Source organism: Pleomorphochaeta naphthae, assembly GCF_055396005.1.
Genome location: NZ_AP042457.1, coordinates 2,757,527 through 2,780,511 on the forward strand (window position 1 = coordinate 2,757,527; position 22,985 = coordinate 2,780,511).

15 protein-coding genes are annotated in these 22,985 nt (G+C 30.2%); 8 read left to right on the forward strand and 7 right to left on the reverse strand.

Going from position 1 to position 22,985, the window contains the following annotated elements; all coding sequences use genetic code 11:
- Positions 1 to 225: 225 nt before the first annotated feature.
- From rd to ACZ5SO_RS12595, 3 genes are all read left to right on the forward strand, one after another.
- On the forward strand, positions 226 to 390 hold the full coding sequence (gene rd / locus ACZ5SO_RS12585) for a rubredoxin (protein WP_464625050.1): 165 nt from the start codon (positions 226 to 228) through the stop codon (positions 388 to 390).
- Positions 391 to 453: 63 nt separating this feature from the next.
- The gene (locus tag ACZ5SO_RS12590) at positions 454 to 1,215 is read left to right on the forward strand and encodes a nitroreductase family protein (protein ID WP_464625052.1); all 762 of its coding nucleotides are present in this window, start codon (positions 454 to 456) and stop codon (positions 1,213 to 1,215) included.
- A 173-nt stretch (positions 1,216 to 1,388) separates the two neighbouring features.
- On the forward strand, positions 1,389 to 2,198 hold the full coding sequence (locus ACZ5SO_RS12595; RefSeq protein ID WP_464625054.1) for a histidinol-phosphatase HisJ family protein: 810 nt from the start codon (positions 1,389 to 1,391) through the stop codon (positions 2,196 to 2,198).
- A 63-nt stretch (positions 2,199 to 2,261) separates the two neighbouring features.
- Here the strand turns inward: ACZ5SO_RS12595 and nifJ are convergent, their stop codons facing one another.
- From nifJ to gdhA, 3 genes are all read right to left on the reverse strand, one after another.
- Positions 2,262 to 5,798, reverse strand: coding sequence for a pyruvate:ferredoxin (flavodoxin) oxidoreductase (gene nifJ, locus ACZ5SO_RS12600; RefSeq protein WP_464625055.1), 3,537 nt, complete (start codon positions 5,796 to 5,798; stop codon positions 2,262 to 2,264).
- Positions 5,799 to 6,176: 378 nt separating this feature from the next.
- Positions 6,177 to 6,407: a hypothetical protein gene (locus ACZ5SO_RS12605; RefSeq protein WP_464625056.1), complete on the reverse strand. Its 231-nt coding sequence runs from the start codon at positions 6,405 to 6,407 to the stop codon at positions 6,177 to 6,179.
- Between the two features lie 423 nt (positions 6,408 to 6,830).
- Positions 6,831 to 8,168 carry an NADP-specific glutamate dehydrogenase gene (gene gdhA / locus ACZ5SO_RS12610; protein ID WP_464625057.1) on the reverse strand — a complete coding sequence of 446 codons (1,338 nt, stop codon included), beginning with the start codon at positions 8,166 to 8,168 and terminating at the stop codon, positions 6,831 to 6,833.
- A 231-nt stretch (positions 8,169 to 8,399) separates the two neighbouring features.
- Here gdhA and ACZ5SO_RS12615 point away from each other — a divergent pair, with 231 nt between their 5' ends.
- A complete protein-coding gene (locus ACZ5SO_RS12615; protein ID WP_464625059.1) occupies positions 8,400 to 11,339 on the forward strand; it encodes a PEP/pyruvate-binding domain-containing protein in 2,940 nt (979 codons plus the stop codon).
- Here ACZ5SO_RS12615 and ACZ5SO_RS12620 read toward each other — a convergent pair.
- From ACZ5SO_RS12620 to ACZ5SO_RS12630, 3 genes are read right to left on the reverse strand one after another with little or no spacing between them, the layout of a single operon-like run.
- Positions 11,328 to 12,029 carry an RluA family pseudouridine synthase gene (locus ACZ5SO_RS12620; protein ID WP_464625061.1) on the reverse strand — a complete coding sequence of 234 codons (702 nt, stop codon included), beginning with the start codon at positions 12,027 to 12,029 and terminating at the stop codon, positions 11,328 to 11,330. The genes ACZ5SO_RS12615 and ACZ5SO_RS12620 overlap by 12 nt on opposite strands.
- An 8-nt stretch (positions 12,030 to 12,037) precedes the next feature.
- Positions 12,038 to 13,993 (reverse strand): DNA topoisomerase IV subunit A, encoded by a 1,956-nt coding sequence (locus ACZ5SO_RS12625; RefSeq protein WP_464625063.1) that lies wholly within the window; start codon positions 13,991 to 13,993, stop codon positions 12,038 to 12,040.
- Complete coding sequence (locus ACZ5SO_RS12630) at positions 13,994 to 15,808, reverse strand: DNA topoisomerase IV subunit B (RefSeq protein ID WP_464625065.1); 1,815 nt, start codon at positions 15,806 to 15,808, stop codon at positions 13,994 to 13,996.
- A gap of 213 nt (positions 15,809 to 16,021) precedes the next feature.
- Here ACZ5SO_RS12630 and ACZ5SO_RS12635 point away from each other — a divergent pair, with 213 nt between their 5' ends.
- From ACZ5SO_RS12635 to leuS, 3 genes are all read left to right on the forward strand, one after another.
- Entirely contained in the window at positions 16,022 to 16,624 is a 603-nt protein-coding gene (locus ACZ5SO_RS12635; RefSeq protein WP_464627850.1) for a lysoplasmalogenase family protein, read from the forward strand.
- Between the two features lie 126 nt (positions 16,625 to 16,750).
- Positions 16,751 to 18,004 (forward strand): hemolysin family protein, encoded by a 1,254-nt coding sequence (locus ACZ5SO_RS12640; protein WP_464625066.1) that lies wholly within the window; start codon positions 16,751 to 16,753, stop codon positions 18,002 to 18,004.
- A 104-nt stretch (positions 18,005 to 18,108) separates the two neighbouring features.
- Positions 18,109 to 20,622 carry a leucine--tRNA ligase gene (gene leuS / locus ACZ5SO_RS12645; RefSeq protein ID WP_464625067.1) on the forward strand — a complete coding sequence of 838 codons (2,514 nt, stop codon included), beginning with the start codon at positions 18,109 to 18,111 and terminating at the stop codon, positions 20,620 to 20,622.
- Between the two features lie 51 nt (positions 20,623 to 20,673).
- On the opposite strand, the gene ACZ5SO_RS12650 is transcribed toward leuS, so the two are convergent.
- Complete coding sequence (locus tag ACZ5SO_RS12650; protein WP_464625069.1) at positions 20,674 to 21,429, reverse strand: hypothetical protein; 756 nt, start codon at positions 21,427 to 21,429, stop codon at positions 20,674 to 20,676.
- 316 nt (positions 21,430 to 21,745) lie between these two features.
- On the opposite strand from ACZ5SO_RS12650, the gene ACZ5SO_RS12655 reads away from it, so the two are divergent.
- The gene (locus ACZ5SO_RS12655; protein ID WP_464625070.1) at positions 21,746 to 22,864 is read left to right on the forward strand and encodes an IS110 family RNA-guided transposase; all 1,119 of its coding nucleotides are present in this window, start codon (positions 21,746 to 21,748) and stop codon (positions 22,862 to 22,864) included.
- The last annotated feature ends 121 nt before the right edge of the window (positions 22,865 to 22,985 follow it).

The window sequence follows — 22,985 nt, forward strand, 5'->3', positions numbered from 1 at the left end:
ATTTTATCAAATTTATAAATTTAAAAATAAAAAATATTCACAAAATACAGTAAAATAGTTCAATACTTCTATTAGCTGTAGAAATTAATTATATTTTTTATCTAAAAAACACTTAAATTTAAAGATTTTCATTATAAATTTTGCAAAACTATAAAAGAAATTCTTGCCGTTTGCCATATTAGTTGATAATATTATATAAAGACTACTGTCTTATAGGAGAAAAAAATGAAAAAATATGAATGTGATTTATGTGGTTATATTTATGACCCTGCCGAAGGCGATCCTGACGGTGGAATTGCACCTGGAACAGCATTTGAAGATATTCCAGATGATTGGGTATGTCCCTTATGTGGAGCTAGCAAAGAAGACTTCTCTGTTGTAGAAGAATAAACATAACAAGAAAATAACACTAAGGGGCTATAATAGCCCCTTTAGTTTTTGTATAATAGAAATATGATAGATAAATTATTAAATAGACGCTCACATAGAGCATTCTTAGACGAGAAGATTAACATTAAAGATATTGATTTAATTAAAAAAATTACTTTACAAGCTCCAACAGCTGGTAATTTAACTCTATATTCTATAATAGAAGTGGAATCACAAGAAATAAAAGAAAAACTTTCTCATCTTTGTGATGAACAAGCTATGATAAAAAAAGCCCCTCATGTTTGGGTCTTCTTAGCAGATTTCCATCGTTGGTTGAAATATTTTGAATATAGCAATACTGCTGAAAAGACCAACATTCCTATAAGAACTCCTAGTTTAGGAGATTTTCATCTAGCTATGCAAGATACTATGATAGCAGCCCAAACCGCAACAATTGCTATTGATCAATTAGGTTATGGTTCCTGTTATGTTGGGGATATTATTGAAAATTTTGAACAAGTCCAAGAACTTCTAAATCTACCTTCTCATGTAGTACCAGCTTCTATGCTAATTTTTGGGAAACCAAAAAAATTATTAACAGAACCTTTAGTTAGACCTGATGCTAGTAGCATCTTCTTTACTGATACATATAAAGAACAAACTAAAGAGGAAATTGAAAAAACTTATTCAAAGCATGAAGAGAGAGCACGTAAAAACAATACTCTTCCTTTTGAAAATACAGGTACAATCGCAGATCAGTTTTATTTAAGAAAATACTCAAGTGAGTTTATGAAAGAAATGAACAGATCTGCAAATGTTTTCTTAAAGAAATGGTGTGAAAAATAGATAATAAACGATAATATAAAGGGTCTCAAAAATATTTTGGGACTCTTTCTTTTTTTCAATAGATTTTATATATAAGTTCAAACAACTAAATAAACTTTATACCAATTAACAGTTTTATTCTTCTTGATTAATACTTTAGAGTATGTAAATATCATTCTAAAGAAGGAAAAACAATGATATTATCAAATTTACATACTCATTCAACATACAGTGATGGGAAAAATACCCCTCAAGAGATAATTGAAAAAGCTATTGAATTAAATTTTATTTCAATTGGTTTTAGTGAACATGCTGAGTGTGGTTACGAAATTGATTGCAAAGAATTAATGAAAAGTGAACAAATTAATTATTCAAATCTCTTATCTTCATATAATGATAAATATCCCCAAATTGAAATATACAAAGGATTAGAATTAGATTCTCTAAATCCTACTCATGAGGGAGTTGTGGACTATACTATTGGCTCTGTACACTTTTTAAAATTTAATAATGATATATATCCAATAGATTACGATTTAGAACATTTAAAAGAACTAGTTGAATTATGTGGAGGAGAAAAGAAATTTTTAATTAAATATTATGAAGATTTGCTTTCTTTCGCTAAAAATGTCAACTTCGATATTATGGGACATTTTGATCTTTATACAAAATTCAATGAACAATATAAACTATTCCACACTTCACAAAAGTGGTATTTAGATTTAATGAAAAGTGTTATAGATGAATTAACAAAACTTGATAAAATAATTGAAATCAATACTGGTGCAATTTCTAGAGGATATAGAACTTCTCCATATCCAGATTTCAACCTTTTTAATATATTAAAGAAATTTAATTCTAAAATAATAGTAAGTTCAGATTCTCATTCAAAAGACTCATTAAACTGTGGTTTCGATTTAGTTGAAAAATACTTAAAAGAAAATGATATTTCTGAAATTTATTATTTAACTTCTTCTGGTTTTATTCCACAAAAATTAAATTAAACAAATTAAAAAATAATGAGGTCCTAAACAGGACCTCATATATTTTGCTAAGCAAAAAATCAATTACATAATTCCACCAATAGATTTGAAGAAATTCATTTGACGTTTTGCATCCTCTTCTGCTTTTTGGAATAATTCATCAGCATGTTCAGGATTAGTCTTATATAAAGAAGTATAACGTACTTCGCCTTTCAAGAAGTCTTGATAAGCAACAGTAGGTTCTTTCTTAACATCCCAAGAGAATCTCTTACCTTCTTCTAGAGCAGGATTATAGCGATATAAAGGCCAATAACCAGCATCTACTGCTTTCTTAGCTTCTACTTGGCTATATCTCATGTTCATACCATGGTTAATACATGAAGAATAACAGAATACAATTGATGGACCATTCCATGCAACAGCTTCTTGTAATGCTTTTTGAGCATGCATTCTATTAGCACCTAAAGCAATAGATGCAACGTATACATAACCATAACTCATACACATGAATCCAAGATTCTTCTTACCTAATTTTTTACCAGCATTAGCAAATTTAGCTACAGCAGCAGTTGGAGTTGCCTTAGAAGCTTGTCCACCTGTGTTAGAATAAACTTCTGTATCTAATACAAGAATGTTAACATTTCTACCAGAAGCTACAACATGGTCTACACCACCGTAACCAATATCATATGCCCAACCATCACCACCGATGATAAATACAGTCTTTTCTGAGAAGTAATCTTTTAATTCATTGATCTTTTCAAGATAAACTCTGTTTTCATCAGTTGCAGCAGCTAAAGCAGCAGGTAAAGCAGCTTGAACAGCTTTTTGTGCATCAATAGCATCTTCTTTAGCAGAACCCCAAACAGCTAAGCTAGCTTGGATTGCTTCTGTTAATTCTTTTGTTGTACCAACTTCAAGAAGTTTGTCAATATTTAACTTTAATAGATTTCTGTTGCTATCTACAGCAAGACGCATACCTAAACCATATTCAGCATTATCTTCAAATAATGAGTTACCCCAAGCTGGACCTCTACCATCTTTTTGACGTTTTGTATAAGGAATAGTTGGGAATGTACCTGAATAAATTGATGAACAACCAGTTGCGTTAGCAGCAATCATGCTTTCACCACAAATTTGAGATACAAGTTTAACGTAAGGAGTTTCACCACAACCTGCACAAGCTCCACTGAATTCAAATAGAGGTTGTTTAAATTGTAAACCCTTAACTGTTGTATCTTTTGTACCGTCTAATACATCATAAGGTAGTTCTTCGAAGAATTCTGCATTAGCAATTTCACCCTTATCTCTTTCAACTTGAATTGGAGATAATTGTAAAGCTTTAGTTTTTGCAGGACATGCTTCAACACAAACTCCACAACCTTGACAATCTTCTGTATAGATTTGAATCTTAAATCTTAAGTCTTTATCATTCTTAGTATTTGATTTAAGAGTTACAAATGTTTCAGGAGCACCTTCAAGATTTGCAGGTTCAATTTGTTTTGCACGAATAGCTGCATGAGGACAAGCTTGTACACATTGGTTACATTGGATACAGTTATCAGAAATCCACATTGGAACAGCAGGAGCTACACCACGTTTTTCTAATTTAGCTGTACCTGAAGGTAATTTACCATCATAAGACATCTTAGATACAGGAATACTATCACCTTCACGATGCATGATTGGTTTAATAATATTCTTTGCAAAGTCTGAAGCATCATCTTTAATTAATGCTGCAGGAACATAGCTCTTTGTAATCTTAGAAGGAACTTTAACTTCATGTAGTGCATCTGAAGCACCATCAACAGCTGCCCAGTTCTTCTTAACAACATCCTCACCCTTTCTTAAGAAAGTTTTCTTGATGTATTCTTTAATCAATTTAATAGCTTCATCTTCAGGTAGAACTCTACTAATCTTAAAGAATGCAGCTTGCATAACTGTATTAATTCTTGTACCTAATCCAGCTTTTTCTGCAATTTCTAGAGCATTAATATTATAGAATTTAATCTTTTTATTAATGATTTGTTCTTGCATTTCTCTAGTTAAATGTTCAAATACTTCTGAAGAAGGAATTTGGCTATTTAATAAGAATACTCCACCTTCTTTTAAAGGTCCTAGCATATCGTATCTACCGATATAAGCTGCATTATGACAAGCAACAAAGTCAGCATGGTCAATTAACCAAGGCATGTTTAGTTTGCTTTCACCAAATCTTAGGTGACTTACTGTAATACCACCAGATTTCTTTGAGTCATAAGCGAAATATGCTTGAGCATTTTTATTAGTATTATTACCAATAATCTTAATGGAGTTCTTATTTGCTCCAACTGTACCATCAGAACCAAGACCCCAGAACATACATGATGAAACATCACTTGGAATAACGTCGATTTGTTCACCAATTTTAATTGATTTATGAGTTACATCATCTTCAATACCAACAGTAAAGTTATGGAAACATTCACCAGCTAAATGATCAAATACAGCTTTAGCATGTGTTGGTGGGAAGTCTTTACTACTTAAACCGTAACGACCACCAATAACTTTAATACCAGTTAGACCCATTTGTTGTAATGCAGCTACAACATCTAAGTATAAAGGTTCACCTAAAGAACCAGGTTCTTTTGTTCTATCAAGAACAGCAATTCTCTTAACTGATTTTGGTAAAGCTGCAACTAAATGTTCAGCACTGAAAGGACGATATAGATGTACATTAATAACACCAGTTTTTCCGCCTTTGCTGTTAATATAATTACTTGCCCATTCACATGTATCAGCACCAGAACCCATAACAATTACAACATCAGTTGCATCTTCTGCACCAGAGTATGAGAATAAATGTAAAGGTCTACCAGTTAGCTTAGATACTTCAGCCATGTAATGTTCTACAATTTCTGGAACTGCATTGTAATATTTATTAACAGTTTCACGACCTTGGAAGTAAACGTCTTCGTTTTGAGCTGCAACTTTAGTCATTGGAGCTTCAGGACGTTGAGCTCTAGAACGGAACTTTTCAATTAATGATTCATCAACTAATTTCTTGATATCATCATATGAGATTTCTTCAACTTTTTGAATTTCATGAGAAGTTCTAAAGCCATCAAAGAAACTTAAGAAAGGGACATCACTCTTTAATGTTGCTAAGTGTGCTACTAAAGCCATATCCATTGTTTGTTGAATACTACTTGCAGCAGTCATTGCAAAACCAGTATTACGACAAGACATTACATCTGAGTGATCACCAAAGATTGATAGAGATTGTGCTGCTAAGGAACGAGCAGAAACATGGAAAACTGTAGGTGTCATTTCACCTGCAATCTTATGCATGTTAGGGATCATTAATAATAAACCTTGAGAAGCTGTGAAAGTTGTTGTTAATGCACCACCAGCTAAAGCTCCATGAACAGCACCAGCTGCTCCTGCTTCTGATTGCATTTCAATAATCTCAACAGTTTTACCCCAAAGATTTTTCTTACCAGTACTTGCCCAAGCATCTGCATATTCACCCATTGGTGAAGATGGTGTGATTGGGTAAATTGCAGCAACTTCACTGAAAGCATATGCTATATGCGCAGCAGCAGTGTTACCATCAATAGTTACCATTTTTTTGTTGTCCATTTTTGACACTCCATTACCAAAATATTATATTTGATTTAAATTTGAAAATCATACAATTACCTATAATAGCTATATAAACATAAGAATACCTACATAACCATCACAAATTATAATACACCATTTAGGGGTTTTCAAGTACGATGAGCAAAGTATTCTAAATTTAATTTTTTATGAATTAGGCTTATCTAACTAGTGAATTAATAATAAATTACAAAAAATTAATTATATCAATTTTTTTTACAATATTCCTTATTTTCATCAAATTATTGTGATTTTTGTATGATTAATGAATAAAAAAAATTAGGACGGCTGTATTTCTTAACACCCTCCTAATAAATAAAAGAAACTATTTTGTTTAAGTATAAGTTAAAGTTAACTTTATTTTTTCTTTAAAAAACCTAAAAGGCCTTTTTTACAATTCTTTTTTTGTATATCAATATGAACACTTTCCATCTCAATAGGTTTTGTAATAGTTTTTTTTGCCAACAATGAAGCTTTATTTTTCTTAATTGGATCAAGAATATTATCAACTTCTTCAACGCTAAATCGCTGGCTATCTAATGTCCTATTTCTTCTAGACGTTTTTATTTCATATAAATAATCTAGCATCTTTTATCTCCTTAACGACACAACACGCATACCCTATCATGAAAACCTAATTGCCGCAACAATCCAACATCAAAGTTATACTAAACACTTAAAACAAATTAAAATTACAATTTTAGATATAAAAGTTATATAAGTTTTATAAAAATGTAATAGATAAAAAATAAAAATTAAAATTATTTAATATAACCATTTTTTACATTTTCTTGTTTTTTTATAGTAAAACAACTTAACTAAATATTTTTATTTTTTTTATTTATTTTACAATTTCTTGTTTTTTTTCTTACTTTGCTTAATAAAAGTTAAGCAAATTTTTAAATTAAGGAAATTTTTTTAAGTAATAAACTTAAAAATATTTGGCGAGTAGACAATCTACCCGCCAAACAAAACCAACAAAACCAGAAGACAAAATAGTTTCAATTCAAATTAATAACCTTGAGCTACCATAGCATCTGCAACTTTTTTGAAACCTGCAATATTTGCACCTAAAGGATAATTAACACTTCCATCAGGTTGAGTACCTTCTTTAACACATTGTTGATGAATATTTTTCATAATCATTTTTAATTTTTCATCAACTTCATCTCTTGTCCAAGACAAGTGCATCGCATTTTGAGACATTTCTAAACCAGATACAGCAACACCACCAGCATTAACAGCTTTTCCTGGAGCGAAAACCATATCACTATCTAAAATATATTCTATAGCTTCTGGTGTACATCCCATATTTGAAGTTTCAACTACATATTTACAACCATTTTTATGTAAAGCTTTTGCATCATTTTCATCTAACTCATTTTGGATTGCACAAGGGAAAGCTAAATCTACTTTTACTTCCCAAGGTTTTTTATTTGGAATAAATTTAGCACCAAATTTATTAGCATAAGGAGCTACAACATCATTATTAGAAGCTCTTAAATAAAGCATATAATCCCATTTTTCTTGAGTATTTACACCTTCTTCATCATAAATATAGCCATCAGGACCACTGATTGTTACAACTTTAGCACCAAGTTGAGTAGCTTTAACTGCAGCGCCCCAAGCAACATTACCAAAACCACTTATTGCGATTCTTTTATCTTTTAAGCTGTCTCCTCTATGTTTTAACATTTCATTTGCAAAATATAGAGCACCATAACCTGTTGCTTCAGGTCTAATTAAAGAACCACCCCAACCTTGGCCTTTTCCTGTTAAAACACCAGTATTTTCATGTCTTAACTTTTTATATTGTCCATATAGATATCCAATCTCTCTTCCACCAACACCAATATCTCCAGCAGGAACATCAGTATCTGGTCCAATATAGTTATGTAATTCAGTCATAAAGCTTCTACAAAAACGTAAAATTTCTGCATCACTTCGACCTCTTGGATTAAAATCAGATCCACCTTTCCCTCCACCCATAGGTAAAGTTGTTAAACTGTTTTTAAAAATTTGTTCAAAACCTAGAAATTTTAATGTATCTAAAGTAACAGATGGGTGAAATCTTAATCCACCTTTATAAGGACCTAAAGCACTATTAAATTGTACTCTCCATCCCTTATTTACTTGAATTTCTCCATTATCATCTTCCCATTCAACTCTAAATTCAATAATTCTTTCAGGCATAGTAATTCTTTCAAGAATTTTATTTTTAATATAAACAGGGTTATCATTAATCACAGGTAAAATACTTTCGATTACTTCACGAGCTGCTTGCAAGAATTCTTTTTGTCCAGGATTCTTTTGTTCTAACTGAGCCATAAAAGCTTCTAAATTATACATTTAGTTTATCTCCTTCTAGATAAAAACTTATTTGTTACGACCATAGAGTATACCCACTTTTACCAATCGTCAAGTTTCAATTTACAGTAATTATAAAAATTTTTTTTAGGATATGCTCTATTTTTTTGCTTTTTTTTAATAATGTGCTAAAATTTTTATTTATAACACAAATTAAGGAAATCTCTTATTTTTATAATTGTTAAACCTTTTTTCATATGTTATTATTATTAAATGTATAAACTAGATCCAACATGGTTACCCTTTAGCAATTTAATGCTAAAACACATATATAACGTTTTATTAATATGTAGTGATTATGATCGTTTTCTTCTTGAAGAAGATGGTAGAGTTGAGGAAGCGCTTTATACTGAATATACTCAACTAGGTTTGTCTAACCCTCCAAAAATAACTCATGTAAATACACCTCAAGAAGCTTTAAAAATTTTAGGCTCTTCAAGTCGTAAGTTTGAATTAGTTATTTCAATGCTAGACTTAGGAAATGAGAGAGTTGAAGAACTGGCAAAAGATATTAAAGAAGTTTATCCTTACATGCCTATAGTTGTGCTTTCCCCTTCTCCAATACATAAAAGAAATAAACAATTAAAAAGCAAAAAAATTCCATCGATAACAAACTTTTTCTACTATCAAGGCGACCCTATGATTTTCTTAGCAATGATTAAATTAGTGGAAGATAGAATGAATATTAAGCATGATACAAAAGAAGCAGATATTCAAGTTATCATATTAGTGGAAAATTCTGTTAGATATTACTCCTCATTTTTACCTATTCTATATAAAAGTTTAATTACTCAAAATAGATCTTCTATATTAGAAGGACTAAATTCATGGGGAAAAATATTAAGGATGAGAGGTCGTCCTAAAATTTTATTAGCAAAAACTTATGAAGAGGCCATAAACCTTTATAACGAATTCAAAGATAATATCTTGGGTATTATTTCTGATATGGCTTACGAAAAAGATAATAGAGAAGATAAATTTGCTGGATTAAAACTTTGGCAAACCATAAAAAAAGAAAAGCCTAGACTCCCTTTCTTAATTCAAAGTATGAATAAAGAAAATGAAGAGATAACAAAAAAAGCGGGCGCTCAATTTTTATGGAAAAAATCTAATAATCTCCTATTTGCTCTTGAAGACTATGTTACAGCTAACTATGGTTTTGGACCTTTCTTATTTAAAGATCCAAAAACTAATCAAGTTATAGCTGAAGCTAAAACTATGAGACAATTACAAAAAGCTCTAGCAACTATCCCGATTGAAAGTTTTATATATCATACAAAAAGAGATGATTTCTCCCGCTGGCTTAGAGCACAAAGTTTATATGTTTTAGCGGCAAGAATAAAACCAATTCAAGCTCATGAAGGACATGAAGAGAAAACTAGAGAGGAACTTGTAAAAGTTATAAAAGAATATAGAGCTGAACGAACAAAAGGTGTTCTAGCCCAATTCTCTAAGGATATTTATGATGAAACTCTATTCTTTAGCAGAATTGGAGAAGGATCCTTAGGCGGGAAAGGCCGTGGTTTAGCTTTTATCGACATGGAACTAAGAGCTAGTGGTATTTTGGAAAAATACCCAGATATCTATCTCTCAATTCCAAGAACTGTCGTAATTTCCACCCATAGTTTCTCAACTTTTATCGATGAAAACAATTTAAGATCCACCATTGTAAAAGACCTAGATGATAAAGAAATGTTAAAAGCTTTTCTTAAAAAACCTATTCCACTTAATTTAAAAGAAGACTTAAAAGAAATAATTAACGTAATTAGGCAACCTATTTCAGTTAGATCTTCATCTCTATTAGAAGATTCACATTTTCAACCTTTTGCTGGTGTATATGAAACCTGCATGATAAATAATATGGGAGATGATGAAACAAGACTTATGGAATTAGAGATGGCGATAAAAACTGTATGGGCTTCAACATTTTTCCATAAAGCTAAAGAATATTTAAAAGCTACAGATCATTTAATTGAAGAAGAAAAAATGGGAATTGTTATTCAACAAGTCATAGGATCTAAGCATGGAAAATATTGGTACCCAAATATAAGTGGTGTTGCAAGATCTCTAAATTATTATCCTATTGCAGGCGAAAATATTAATGATGGAATTGCAAATATTTGTTTTGGCTTCGGAAAAAGTGTTGTAGATAATGGAAGTGTTTTTCGTTTCTCCCCAAAAAATCCTAAGCGACCTATACATTTTTTAGGGAATAATCAATTCAGCAGTCAAACTCATTTTTATGCATTAGACTTAGAAACACCTTTTGACCCTTTACATGATTTAGATAACCTAAAATTACTTAAAATAGAAGAAGCTTTTAAACATCCTGAAAGTATTAAAGGCTGTGCTAGTACCTTCGATATTAAAACAGGTATGCTTAGCGAAAGTGTAAGAGCAGTAGGTGAAAAAATTATTACTTTCAATGGCATTTTAAAATATGATATGTTTCCTCTAGCTTCCATTGTTTATGATATATTACAATTGGGAAAAGAAGCTATGAGCACTCCTGTTGAAATTGAATTTGCTATTAATCTAAACAAAACCTTGCCTAAAAAACCTGAATTTAGCCTTCTACAAATTAGACCCATTGCTGAAGGAAATGAAGAGAGTGATGTATATATTTCTCAAAAAGAGGAAGAAGAGTCTTTAATTGTTTCTACCTCTGTTATGGGAAATGGTAAAATTGATAACATAAAAGATATTATTATGATTAATCTTGATGATTTTGATTCAGCGAATATGATAAACATGCCTAAAGAAATTGAAGAATTTAATGCTGAATTTGAGAATACTAATCACCAATATATCTTGATTGTTGCAGGTCGCCTCGGCTCAAGTGACCCTTGGCTAGGTATTCCAGTTAGCTGGTCTCAAATCTCAAATGCTAAAGTTATTATTGAAACAGGCCTTCCTACATTCCAAGTAGAACCAAGTCAAGGAACTCACTTCTTCCAAAATTTAACTTTGCTTGGAACCCAATATATGACAATTAATCCGACTTTTAATGATGGAAAGCTTGATAAAAAGAAAATTGAAAACCTTGATGTTGTATCAAAGAAAAAATACTTTACTCATTATAAATCAAAAAAACCATTCATTATTAAAATAAATGGTTTAAAGAGTAAAGGTATTATTGATTTAATTGTCTAAAGAAACAGCATTAACAAAATAATCCCAAACAACATCTTTTGGAGGATTTGCAACTAAGGTAATCTGTTCTTTTTTAATTGGATGTAAAAAAGACACTTCTCTAGCATGTAAGCAAATTCCTCCATCTTTGTTAGAACGTGGAAATCCATATTTTAAGTCACCCTTAATATGGATATTCATAGTGGCTAACTGTGCTCTAATTTGATGATGTCGTCCTGTATGTAAATCAATTTCAAGTAAATAGAAACTCTTTGAAGCACCAATTAGCTTATAAGAAAGTTTAGCTTCTTTAGTATTTTTCTTTTTTACCAAAGAGGCAAAACTTTTATTTTTTTTACTATCTCTCATTAAATAGTGGACTAAAGTTCCTTCACTTTTGCTAGGGGCTCTATCAACTACAGCCCAATATTTCTTTTTAATATCATTTTCTCTAAAAGCATTACATAATCTGCTTAAAGCCTTATCTGTTTTCGTAAATATTACTATTCCACTTGTAGGCCTATCTAATCTATGTGGAATACCTAAATATACATTACCTTTTTTATTATAAGTTACTTTAAGATATTCCTTTACTTTATCAGCTAAAGTTTCATCTTGGGTTATATCACTTTGAACAAGTTCTTTTGGTAATTTGTTTACTACTATTAAATGATTATCTTCATATAATATTCTATCTTTAATATTTTGCATTTTTTCCTTTAATCGAAGAGTTCTTTATCTTCATTTGTTACTTCTTTTACAGCTCGCATTCTAAGCGAAGCAACTTCTTTTACTGTTAATCTAACACCTTTTGATTTACTACCTTTAATTAGATAATCACTTAAATAAAAACTTTCTTCTTTTATTCTAAGACCTGGTTTAGGTTTATATATTACTCTAATTTCTGCATTTTCTAAATAAGTAAGCTTTGCAACTTTAAAATCCTTATCATTTGGTAAAAGAGGATAAACTTTATTTAATTGTCCTGACTTTATTTTAAATCTTTTAATAAATAAGTATTTATATACTTTCTGTTGGAAAATCATTGAAAAAGTTACTTCCTCAAGAGTTTCTTTATCCCCATAATTTATATAAAGAAGCCCCTTGCCAATATATTCCTTCTCAGGATTAACCAAAAATCTGTAAGTCCCGTCTTTTAAGATAATTAAAACCCGATCAAAAATGCTTACAGTTAAAACAACTTTTCCAGTTTTAACAGTATAACCTAAATAACCAGTTGATGGATCATATCTAACATCTTTATCTCTTTGTGCTACTTCTTTTTCTTTAACAGCTTCAAAGCTAGTAATTACTGTTTTTCTCTTCAGCTTATCTTTACTTACCATAGTTTTTAACTCATCAAGATAAGATATTGCATAAGAAGTTAAGTCACTAAGTTTACCATTGATGTCCTCTATGCTTGTAACTAATGAATCAATTTCGTTTTTATTTTTTTCAATATCAAACAAACTAATTCTTCTAATAGGTATTTTTAACAACCTATCAACATCTTCATCATTAATTTCTCTAAACAATTGTTCAGAAAAAGGTTCAAATCCTTTTATTACAGCTTTAACAATTGATTGAGCAGATTTTTTTTGTTCAATTTTTTTATAAATTCGCTCTTCAACAAATATTCTCTCTAAAGTTCTAAGGTGAAGACGATCTTGTAATTTAGATTTTTCTAATTCGAGTTCTGCTTTTAATACATCAAGTAGATGATGTGAGTGATATTTTACTATTTCTGTAACACCCATTATAGTTGGAATATTATTTTTAATAACAAGCGGATTACAAGAAATTTTTCTCTCACAATCAGTATAAGCATATAATAATTTTACTACATCTTCTGAGTAAGTTCCCCTAGAAAGATTAACTTCAATATTAACTTCATCGGAGGTGTAATCATTGATTGCAGCAACCTTTATCTTGCCCTTTTTAGCAGCATCATCAATTGTTGAAATCAATCTTTCACTTGTAATTCCAAATGGCAATTCTCGAATAACTATCCTCTTTGGATCAGAAGTGTCTAATTTAGCTCTTACTATTATAGAACCTTTACCATCATCGTAATCTGTAACATCAACAAAACCACCGCAAGAAAAATCTGGATAAAGAGTAAAAGATTCCCCCCTCAATTCTTTTTTCATTGATTCTATTACTTCATTTAAATTATGAGAGAAAATTGTAGTAGCCATTCCAACAGCAATACCATTTACACCTTGGATTACTACAAGAGGAAGCTTAGACAAAAAAGCAACCGGCTCTTTGTGCCTTCCATCATAAGAATCTACATATGTAGTTAATTCTGGATTGTATAAAACTTTTTTAGCAAAAGGTAAAATTCGACATTCAATATACCTTGATGCTGCTGCTTTATCACCTGTTAAACTATTACCAAAATTTCCTTGTTTTTCAATTAATAAATCAAAATTTGCTAGATTTACTAATGCTTCATATATTGATGAATCTCCATGAGGATGGTATCTCATTGCCCAACCAACTACATTAGCTACTTTATGAAATTTTCCATCATCCATTTCAAAGAGAGTATGAATTATCCTTCTTTGAACAGGTTTAAAGCCATCTTCCAAATCAGCAATAGCTCTATCTTTGATAACATATGAAGCATACTCTAAAAAGTTTTTTCTAAATATTTTTTCTACTTGTGCCATTTAGATTAAATTCTCCATTATAAAAGCTCTTCTTTCAGGAGTGTTTTCTCCTTGGTAAAATCTAAGAAGTTTTTTAATTTCAGAAACTGAGTTAACTGTAACTGGCTCAAGTCTCATATCTTCACCTATAAACATACCAAATTCTTTAGGGTCAATTTCACCGAGTCCTTTAAATCTTGTTATTTCAGCACCTTTTATTTGTTTTACAAGAAAATCTCTCTCTTCCTCTGAATAACAATATGCTGTTTGCTTTTTATTTCGAACTCTAAATAAAGGAGTCTCTAAAATATAAACACGACCAGCAAGAACTAATTCTTCGAAATAAGTTAAGAAATAAGTCATTAATAAATTTCTAATATGAAATCCATCAGTATCAGCATCAGTTGCAATTATAACCTTACCATATCTTAAATTATCGACGCTGTCTTCTATTCCAAGAGCTTTCATAATATTATATAGTTCAGCATTTTTATATAATTCAGCCTTATTTTTATTAAAAACATTTAAAATTTTACCTCTCAATGAAAAAACTGCTTGAGTTTTAACATCACGAGTTTTTGTTATTGAACCTGAAGCTGAGTCTCCTTCGGTTAAAAATATCATTGAATTTTCACACTCTTGAATATGACTTTTACTCTGATTCAAATGATATCTACAATCCTTCAATTTTGGTATATTTAGAGCAACTCTCTTTGCCGAACTTCTCGAACTTTTCCTAACATCATTTAATTCTTTTCTAAGCTTTTCATTATGAGAGATTTTGTTAGAAAGTTTTGTAGCTTCATCTGGATTTTTTAATAAAAAATCTATTATACCATCTTTTACTTCTTGAACAATTTCTGCTCTAATTTCAGTATTGCCAAGTTTATTTTTAGTTTGACTTTCAAAAACTGGATTTTCTATTTTTACAGAAATAGCACCTAAAACACCTTCTCTAACATCTTGAGCAGACCAACTTTTTTTAAAATGATCATTAACTGCTTTTAAAATACCTTCTTTAAATGCTGATAAATGAGTTCCTCCATCCATAGTATGTTGGCCATTTACATATGAGAAATAATTCTCACCATAGCTATTAGCTATATGAGTTAGGGCAAACTCTAGATATTCCCCTCTGTAATGAATTAAAGAATATAATTCTTCACCATCAACTTCTTTATTTAAAAGGTCTAATAAACCTTTTGAACTTTTATAATTTTTCCCATTATAATTCAATGTTAAGCCTGGATTCAAATAAGCATAATTCCAAAGCCTTGTAATTATAAAATCTTCGTCATATTTATAGTTTTTAAAAATTTCTTCATCAGGAATAAACTCAATATATGTTCCATCTAATTGAGTTTTATCACTCCCTTTTTTCTCATCTAAAATTTTACCTTTTGAGAAAGTTGCACTTACAAATTTTCCATCTCTATAACTTATAACTTTAAAATGAGAAGATAAGGCATTAACAGCTTTTACACCTACTCCATTTAAGCCTAAAGAACGGTGAAAAACTTCATTTGTATACTTAGCGCCTGTATTCATTTTAGACACACAATCCACAACTTTTCCTAATGGTATACCTCGACCATAGTCTCTAACTGACACTAAGTTATCTTTTATTGATATTTCTACCCTATTTCCAAACTTTTCATTAAATTCATCTATACTATTATCAACAACTTCTTTAAATAAAATATATATACCATCATTGGGATTACTTCCGTTACCCAACCTTCCAATATACATACCACTTCTCAACCTTATATGTTCTAAAGGTGATAAAGATTGAATTTGTTTTTCATCGTAGTTTTTATTTTTTTCTTTTGCCATATCATTATTATTATACATTATTTCACTTTTTTTTCAAACAAGCTTAATTTTATTTTTATTTTATATCATTATTTTTAATAATGCCTTAATACCTTAATTAGATAATGCATTTTATCACAACTATCAGCTAAAATGTAAAAATATTTGCATTTTTTACATGCGTGTAATATCATAATTTATATGAAAACTATAGCATTACTAACTTTTATTTTGATGAGTATAATAAATATTATAGCATGTAATAAAAATATCAAGATTTTAATATTCCTATCAAAAATTACATTAGCTCCTTTAGCTTTTTTAAACGCTATCTTAAATTCAGAATTTGAAAACAATATTTATATGCTTATACTAATTAGTTATAGCTTTTATTTAATTGGAGACATCCTCCTTTTAAGTGAGAAAACTAAGCTATTCTTATCGGGGTTAATAAGTTTTTTGTTCGGCCACATTTCATTTATAATTTTATTTTTACATTTTAAGCAATCAATTTTTATATTCTTCTTATTCTTAATTCTTCTGATAATACCTGAAAGATATATGTTTAAAATTACACAAAATGGTAAAACTTTAAAAATTCCTATGAGAATTTATTCTATTTTAATGGCAATTTTCATTTCATTTAGTGCAACAACTCTCAATCCATTTTTCATTTTAGGTACATCTATCTTTACCTTAAGTGATAGTTTTATTGCTAGAAATGTCTGCACAGGAAAACAGAGATTTAGCCACACTTATGTGATGGGAACTTATACTTTAGCATTAATATTATTATCGTTAGGTTTAATCTATCTTTCGAATATTAATTTAGGTTAAAAAATAATGAATAAGTACATTTTTACTTGCTAGCTTTATGTTTTTCTTTTATATTTCTAGTATGAAAGAATCAATTGATGAAGATAGTGATCCGTATAATATATCAACAATAATAGGTGGAACTATATGATTAAAGAAATAATAATCATCATAGTTCTAATAATTCTTAGTGGAATTTTCTCTTCTACTGAAACAGCATTTACTGCCCTTTCCTTAATTCAAATTAAAGAACTAGAAAAAAGCAAAAAGAAAGGTGCTAGATTAGCTGCTAAATTAACACAACAAAAAGACACTCTTTTAACTACTATCTTAATTGGAAACAATGTAGTTAATATTAGTGTTTCTTCGATCGTTACTACTTTTTGTATAAAATATTTTGGACAAAATCTAGTAGCCTATGGTACAGGTATACTAACTCTAATAATTTTAATTTTCGGAGAGGTAACACCTAAACAACTTGCAATTTCTAATGCAAAAAAAATTGCAAAAACAATGAGCTATCCTATTTATATTTTATCAAAGATATTATATCCAGTAGTCTTTTTCATAAAAGCTTTTGGAAATGTTGTCGATAAAACATTTAACAAAGGTAATAAAAAAGGCTTAACTCTAGAGGGGTTAATGCACGTTGTAGATGTAGCTGAAGATTATGGTGTTGTAGATGAATATGAATCAGAATTAATGTTAAAAGTTTTACACTTTTCAAACAACCCTATAAAAACAATTATGACTCATAGAAAAGATGTCTTTACAGTTTCAGCAGAGCAAACAATAAGTGAAGCATTTACTGATATTGTTAACTCGGGTTATTCAAGAATTCCCATATATAAAGGTAGTAAAGAAAACATTATAGGGATTGTCCTTGTACGGGATATTTTAAAAGCTCAGATTGAAAACAACATGGATAAACCATTACTTTCTATAAAAAGAGAGCCTATTTTTGTCCTAGAGACTAAACATGTTAATTATGTTTTTTTCCTTTTCAAAAAAAGAAAACTACAATTAGCTATAGTCTTAGATGAATATGGCGGTTTTGCAGGGGTAATATCCATGGAAGATGTTGCAGAACAATTACTTGGCGAAATTTATGATGAACATGAAAAGAGTGAAGGTGAAAGTATAAAACCTGTATTAGGTGTTAAAGATTTATATATAGTACAAGGTGATACTCCTTTTATATATTTTTGTGACGAGATGGATATCCCTTATAAAAATGCAGAAAAAGTTGGAACCATTGCAGCCTATTTAATGAGTTTAACAGGAGATATCCCAAATGAAAAAGACTCTATTAGCGATGAATTCGGAGTTTATACTATATTAAAAATGGATGAACGTAGGATTGAAGAGATTAAATTCAATCGAGTTAGAGAAATATTTTAATTTTTTGACAATAATTGCTCTTTTTCTGAGGATTTAATTAATTTTTCATCTCAAAAATACAAGTATTATTGACGCAACCTATATGCAAATGTATTATTGGATTTATGAGTAATTATCCTTTTAAAGAAATAGAACAAAAATGGCAAAAGTATTGGGAAGAAAACCAAACATTTGCAGTAAGTGAAGATGCGTCAGTACCAAAAGAAAAGCGCAAATACGTATTGGACATGTTTCCTTATCCATCAGGAGCAGGACTTCATGTAGGACACCCAGAAGGCTATACCGCTACAGACATTTATTGCCGATTCTTAAGAATGAATGGCTATAATGTTCTCCATCCAATGGGGTTTGATTCCTTTGGCCTTCCTGCAGAAAACTATGCTATTAAAACAGGCACACATCCAAAAGCCACAACTGAAAAAAATATGGATAATTTCAGAAAGCAAATTAAAAGCTTAGGCTTTTGCTATGACTGGAATAGAGAAATTGCAACCCATAGTAAAGAATACTATAAATGGACACAATGGATTTTTATACAATTATTTAAAAAAGGTTTAGCATACGAATCACAAACTCCTATAAACTGGTGCCCCAAATGTAAAACTGGGCTTGCAAATGAAGAAGTTAAAGATGGAAAATGTGAACGTTGTGGCACACAAACTGTTAGAAAAAATATCAGACAATGGGTTTTAAAAATTACAGAATATGCAGATCGTCTTTTAGAAGATTTAGATGAACTTGATTGGCCTGATTCAGTTAAAGCTATGCAAAGAAACTGGATTGGTAAAAGTGAAGGGGCAGCTGTATTCTTTAAACTTGAAAACTTTGATGACAAATTAGAAGTTTATACAACTCGTTGTGATACATTGTTCGGAGCAACATACATGGTAGTTGCACCAGAACATCCTCTTGTTGAAAAAATTACAACTGCAGACCAAAAGGAAGCTGTAGAAAAATATTTAGAAGAAACAGCTAAGAAAAGTGATCTAGAAAGAACTGACTTAGCTAAAGATAAAACAGGTGTTTTTTCAGGTAGCTATGCCATAAACCCTGTAAATGGTAAAAAAATTCCTATTTGGATTGCTGACTATGTTTTAATTAGTTACGGAACTGGTGCTATTATGGCAGTTCCTGCCCATGATTCAAGAGACTGGGAATTTGCAAAAAAGTTTAATCTTCCAATTATTGAAGTTTTAAAAAGCAAAGTAGATGTTCAAAAAGAAGCTTGGGTTGAAGACGGTTTACACGTTAATTCAGACTTTTTAGATGGCTTAAATAAAGAAGATGCTATCAAAAAAATGCTTCAATGGTTAGAAGAAAGAAATTTTGGCCACAAAGCAACAAACTATAAACTTAGAGATTGGGTTTTCTCAAGACAGAGATATTGGGGAGAACCAATTCCTCTAGTACATTGCCCAAAATGTGGAATTGTACATGTAAAAGAAGAAGATTTACCTTTAGAATTACCTAAAGTCACTAGTTATGAACCTAGTGGAACAGGTGAAAGTCCATTAGCTCTTATAGATGATTGGGTTAATACAACTTGCCCTGTTTGTGGTACTCCTGCTAAAAGAGAAACTAACACTATGCCTCAATGGGCTGGGTCTTGTTGGTATTATCTTAGATATTTAGATCCACACAACAGTGAAAGATTTGTTGACCCTGAAAAAGAAAACTATTGGATGCCTGTAGATTTGTATGTAGGTGGGGCAGAACATGCTGTTTTACACTTATTATATGCAAGATTTTGGCACAAAGTTTTATTTGATTTAGGACTTGTAGAAACTAAAGAACCTTTCACTCGTCTCGTTAACCAAGGTATGATAACTAGCTTTGCTTATCAAAGAAAAGACAAATCTTTAGTTCCAACTGATATGGTTGAAGAAAAAGATGGTCAATACTTTGAAAAAGGCACTAGTAATGAACTAGAAAAAGTTATTGCAAAAATGTCTAAGAGCTTAAAAAATGTTATCAATCCTGATGATATCATTGAAGAATATGGTGCTGATTCTATGAGACTTTATGAAATGTTTATGGGACCTCTTCAAGTTTCTAAACCTTGGTCAACTTCTGGAATTGGCGGTGTTTATAGATTCTTAGATAGAATTTGGCGTTTATCTGATGAAAGAGAAATCACAGAAGAAAAACCTTCTAAGGATTTGTTAAAGGCTCTTCATAAAACAATAAAAAAAGTAACAAATGATACAGATACATTAAACTTTAATACGGCTATTAGCCAAATGATGGTTTTAGTAAATGAACTTTATAAAATTGATACTTTACCTAGAGAAATTTGGGAAAACTTCTTACTCTTATTAAGTCCTTATGCCCCTCATTTAGCTGAAGAGTTATGGCAAAGAGCTGGAAAAGTTTCTCCAATTGCAAATGCACCTTGGCCAACTTATGATGAAGAATTGACAGTAGACAATGAAATCCAACTTGTTATTCAAGTTAATGGTAAACTTAGATCTAAAGCAACTGTTAGTAGAGATATTAGCAAAGAGGATATGATTGAAATTGCTTTAAACGACGAGAAAATAAAACAATGGATTGACGGTAAAACAATAATTAAAAAGATTGCTGTACCTAAAAAACTTGTTAATATTGTCGTAAAATAAAAGAATAATACTCAACTTACTAATAAAGGCTGTATTTTAATATAGCCTTTATTAGTTAAACTCAGGATTAATATCTTTAATTCTTACAAAATATTTTCTGCTTCTAGTATCTACAATAACTACCATAATATATCCACTTTCAATATTTATATAATAATGTTCTCCCTCTCCTAAACTTAAACTCACTCTTTTATAATTACTATCTGATATATGAAAACCTCCTTCATCTGGATTTTCACTTATCCAATATCCTTCAATAGCTTGAGTTAATTCAATCGAAAGATTATCAACTTCATATATTGATTTATCACTTAAATTTCCATTTATTAAATCCCTTGCTAAAACTAATTTATCAAAAGATTGAATTAAATTTCTTTTTTTCAATGTTGTGTACAATTTCTCATAATTTAAAGCACTTGTAGCTTCAGGATTTTGCAAATATAAATCTTGTAAGAAACTAACTAAATAACCTTGCTCATAATTTAAGACAACTCTATTATCTGATCCTGGGTTAATAACCCCTCCAACGGGAGAAAAATCATTTAATGCTCTAGCACAAATAAATATAGTTGCATTTTTTTTAACATATATTTTAGTCGTTTTCTGAGTTTTATTTAAGTGCTTATAATTTATATTACCTAAACCATCTGTATATGATAAAGTATACCAAACACTTTGACCACTCGCACTCTCAAAAGGATGTTCTCTCTCAATTATTATTTCAACTTCTTTATTATTTAAGCTATATTCACAGCTAATAAAAATATTAACAATTAATATAAATAATACGATAAATTTAGCCTTCATATTATCTATATATATATTATTACAAAATTTGCCTTAACAAAAAAAGTAGTATGTCTATAGTTGGTAAGTCAAAGGTGTTATCCTATTCTTGACGGAGAATGGGAACCGGTGATCGTGTAATGGTATTTGTGATGGATACTGTTAATACAGATATACCTCAATAAAAAAGATACAATAGCCGGTCATCGAAGACTACAGGGAGATATCTCGAGATTCTTCTCGAGATAATCTCAATAATAAAAATGAAGGACATTTTTGTCACTCCCTTTCATAAAGCTTCCCAACAATCTGTTAATTTAACTTAAGGAGGCTGCCCATGATAGACAGACCTAAAGAATTAACGGCAACTAGAATTATCGGTTTGGATCTTTCCAAAAAAACTCTAGTTGGATGTACACTTTCAAGAGATTCAGGATTTCAAAAGAAATCTTTCTTTAATGAAAAGATGAATGAGCAAGGAAGAAATAACTTAATTTCTCGGTTCAAGGTTGGTGATGCAATATTTATGGAAGGTGGAACTTCTTCTTTTAATCTAGCAAGATATCTTTTAGAACACACTGCATCTAATGTTTATGTCCTTAATCCAATGAAATTGCATATTATTTTTGAATCAATTTGTAAAACAGATAGGCAAGATGCTGCAAAGATTGCTAAATATGCAAGAGATGCTAATCCTGAAAATTGGGTTCTTATACCAATTCCTACAAAAGAAGAATCAGCTGATAGAGCATTGATAAAACTTCATATAGCATATTCTCAATTACAAACTAAATTAATTAATAAACTTCATGCAATATTTACAGGTATGGGTTATCCAGATTTAAAGAAATCAGATTTAAAAAATCCTGAAAAAAGACAATCTTGTGTTGATGAATTACTTAAGGAAGATTTAGCTATTTTTAGTGCAAATTTATTAGTTCGTAACATTGAAGTAGTAGAATCTCAAAAAGAACAAATTCATAGTAAAATTATTCAAATATTATTAAATCATCCTAAAGAAGCTTTAGCTTGGTTATCAATACCAGGTATTGGTGATATAACAGCAGCAACTTTAGTAGCTTTCATTGGAAATGGAGAAAGGTTTTCTAAGGCAGATCAACTTAGAAATTACATAGGACTCATTCCTAGAAAAGATCAATCGGGTTCAGTAGACAAACAATTAAGTGTTTCTCATTTTGGCTGTATGCCTGTTAGAAGACATATAGTACAAGCTGCTTGGAGTATAAAAAACTTTAATCATAATTGTTCTCTTACAAGGTATTGGCAAAAACTTGAAAAAAGAGGAAAGTTTGGTCAAAAAACAGCAGTTGCAACAGCTAATAAAATGATATCTATTGGATTTGCTTTATTAAAGAATGGTGAGATTTATAATATAGTAGATGAAGAATACATATTTAATAAATTAAAGCGTTATAAACTTGAAGCTCTCATTTGAAATATTAATAACCAATTAATTTCAAACAAGAGCTACCTCGTTAACTAAAACATCTAACATAGTTTTAGCTTAACAACATTAATTCCCAAAAACAAGACCTGAGCCAGAAGGTCTAACATAA